Raw genomic sequence first — 3,010 nt, forward strand, 5'->3', positions numbered from 1 at the left:
CGGGCAGGCCGCCGGGCTGGAGTACAACGCGGTCGGCGACCCGGAGCGGTCGTTCCGCTTCGGGCTCGACCGCATCCTGGACGGGCTGGAGCGCCCTGCTGCGCGTGCACGCCGCCCTCGTCCCGCAGCTCGACCGCGAACTGCAGGCGGCCTGCGGACTGCCGCTGACCTGGTATGACGTCCTGCTGGAACTCAACGCGGCACCGGGTCGCCGGCTCAGCATGGGCGAACTCGGGGCGGTGGCCGTGGTCAGCCGGTCCCGGGTGAGCCGGGTCGTCGACCAGCTCACCGCCGACGGGCTCGTGACGCGCGAGGCCAATCCCGACGACCGCCGGTCCGCGTACGCGACGATCACCGAGGCCGGCCGGGCCCGCCTGCGCGCCGCCGCGCCGGTCTATCTCGGCGGCATCGAACGCCATTTCACCGCCCATCTCGCCGCCGCGGAGGCCCGCACCGTGGCGACGGCGCTGGGAAAGGTCATCGCCGAGCTGGACCGCTCCTGAACGAACGGTTGGAAATCGCCGGCATCGGGTAGGGCACGCCCATGACCTCGCTCTCTGCCCCGGTGTTGGCCGCGGAAGCGATAACCTCCGCCGGAACCGGCCAACTCGTCCTGGCCGCGGTGCTCGGCATCGTGGTCGTCGTCCTGCTCATCGCCTGGGCCAAGTGGCATCCCTTCCTCGCCCTGATCATGGGCGCGGCCGTGCTCGGAGTCGTGGCCGGCGCCGCGCCCGAGGACACCATCACCTCGTTCACCACTGGAGTCGGCAGCACGGTCGGCAGCGTCGGACTGCTGATCGCGCTGGGCTCCATGATCGGGGCGCTGCTGGCCGAGTCCGGCGGCGCCGACAGCATCGTCAACACGATCGTCCGCAAGTTCTCCGGATCGGCGCTGCCCTGGGCCATGGCGGGTGTCGCCGCGCTCATCGGCCTGCCGCTGTTCTTCGAGGTCGGCGTCGTGCTGCTGGTGCCGATCGTGCTGCTGGTGGCCCAGCGCACCGACGTACCGCTGCTCAAGATCGGCATCCCGGCGCTGGCCGGCCTGTCGGTCCTGCACGGCCTGGTCCCGCCGCACCCCGGCCCGCTGGTCGCGATCTCCAGCCTCGGCGCGGACCTCGGCCTGACCCTCGCCTTCGGGCTCATCTGCGCCATCCCGACAGTGATCATCGCGGGCCCGATCTTCGGCAACTTCATCGCCAAGCGGGTGCCGCTGGCGGTGCCGGCCCAGCTCGTACCCGCGGGCAGCGGCGGCCGGACCGCCGGTTCCGGCCCGGACGGCGGTCAGGATTTCGTCGACCGCGACGACCTGGCCAACGCCGGTTCCACGGAGCCGGACAAGCCGGTCGACAGTGACCTGCCGTCCCGGCGGCGCAACCCGGGCGTGCTCCCGGCGGTGCTCACCATCCTGCTGCCGATCGTGCTGATGCTCGTCCGCGCGATCGGTGAGCTGACCCTCGACAAGGACACCGGCCTGCGCAGTGCGCTCGACATCGCCGGCACCCCGGTGGTGGCGCTGCTGGCCGGCGTGCTGCTGGCCATGTGGACGCTGGGCAAGCGGGCCGGTTTCGACCGGGCGCAGACCTCGGCGGTCATCGGCGGCTCGCTGCCGCCGATCGCCGGCATCCTGCTCATCGTGGCCGCCGGCGGCGGTTTCAAGCAGGTCCTGGTCGACGCCGGGGTCGGCAACGTGGTCGCGGACGCGGCCAAGGACGCCAACATCTCCGCGCTGCTGCTCGGCTTCCTGGTCGCGGTGGGCATCCGGGTGGCCACCGGTTCGGCCACCGTCGCCACGATCACCGCCGCGGGCATCGTGGCCCCGCTCGCCGCGACCCTGGACAAGCCCGAGATCTCGCTGCTCGCGCTGGCCATCGGCTGTGGCTCGCTGTTCTTCTCGCACGTCAACGACGCGGGCTTCTGGCTGGTCAAGGAGTACTTCGGGATGACGGTCGGGCAGACCATCAAGACCTGGTCGGTGATGGAGACGATCATCTCGGTGGTCGGCTTCGCCTGCGTGCTGATCCTCGACATCTTCGTCTGACCTCGGTCCGTCCTCCGGTGACCGCGCCCGCTCCGGCGGACGCGGTCACCGCTTGGTGCGGAGGTACGGCACGACCAGCGCGGCGATGCACAGCAGAGTCACCACGCCCAGGCCGAGGTGCACGACCAGCGGCCCGCCGTAGATCGACAGCGCCAGGTTGCCGACCGTGCAGAGCAGCAGCAGGGTCCAGACCAGGGCCCGGGTGGCGGGGGAGGTGCTGGAACGGTCGATGTCGGTCATGGCTGACTCCTCGTGGGACGGGACGCGGTGTGCGTCCGTTGCCATCGACGCTAGGCAGCCGGGCGGGCCGTGCCGATCCCGTCATCTGCCCTGCCGGGGTACAGCAGGCTGTACTTTCGGGCCCCGGCCCTGCCACCGGTGGCGGCTTGGCCCTAGGGTCAGCGGCCATGGAGGCGAGGATCCGGCGGCTGGCCGGCGAGGCACGCAGGTCGACCCTGCGGGCGCTGCGCGACCTGCTCGTCGGTCTGGGCACCGCCACCCTGGCCCTGGGCGCGCTGTCCTGGCTGTTGCTGGTGGCCGTCACGAGCCTGATCGGCATCGGACTGTTGCTGCTGCCCTCGGCCCTGCGCCTGCTGCACGCCGTGGCCGACATCGAGCGCAACCGGCTCTCGCGCCGCGGCGAGGAGGTGCTCAGCCCCGGCCCGCCACCGGCCCGATGGCAGAGGGCGGTGGCCGACCCGGGCACGCGGCGCGAGGTCGCGTGGGCAGCCCGGCACGCCACCCTGGGCCTGCTGCTCGGCGTTCTCGGCATCCAGCTGCCGGTCTGGGCCGTACGGGACAGCACGTTCGCCCTCTGGTGGCAGCTGATCCCCGAGGGCGACCGGACGCCGGGACTCGGCCTGTGGACCGTGCACGACTGGGCGGGCGTTGTCACCGTCACGCTGCTGGGACTACCGATTCGCCGGCGCCGGAACGAAGCGCCGCTCGGGAAAGGCGGCAACGTACAGGCCG

General features: G+C 72.2%; 4 protein-coding genes. 3 read left to right on the forward strand and 1 reads right to left on the reverse strand.

Features of this window, described 5'->3' with window-relative positions; genetic code table 11:
* Both AB0C29_RS41145 and AB0C29_RS41150 read left to right on the forward strand, forming a co-directional pair.
* On the forward strand, window positions 1-503 hold a 503-nt coding region (locus tag AB0C29_RS41145; protein WP_360832592.1), incomplete at its 5' end, for a MarR family transcriptional regulator.
* Window positions 504-544: 41 nt separating this feature from the next.
* On the forward strand, window positions 545-2,038 hold the full coding sequence (locus tag AB0C29_RS41150) for an SLC13 family permease (protein ID WP_360832595.1): 1,494 nt from the start codon (window positions 545-547) through the stop codon (window positions 2,036-2,038).
* Between the two features lie 45 nt (window positions 2,039-2,083).
* Here AB0C29_RS41150 and AB0C29_RS41155 read toward each other — a convergent pair whose 3' ends face one another.
* Window positions 2,084-2,278: a hypothetical protein gene (locus tag AB0C29_RS41155; protein ID WP_360832598.1), complete on the reverse strand. Its 195-nt coding sequence runs from the start codon at window positions 2,276-2,278 to the stop codon at window positions 2,084-2,086.
* A 167-nt stretch (window positions 2,279-2,445) separates the two neighbouring features.
* Between AB0C29_RS41155 and AB0C29_RS41160 the strand changes: the two genes are divergently transcribed.
* The coding region (locus AB0C29_RS41160) for a sensor domain-containing protein (RefSeq protein WP_360832601.1) at window positions 2,446-3,010 on the forward strand (565 nt) is incomplete at its 3' end.

It is taken from the genome of Actinoplanes sp. NPDC048791 (assembly GCF_040650095.1).
Taxonomy (GTDB): domain Bacteria; phylum Actinomycetota; class Actinomycetes; order Mycobacteriales; family Micromonosporaceae; genus Actinoplanes.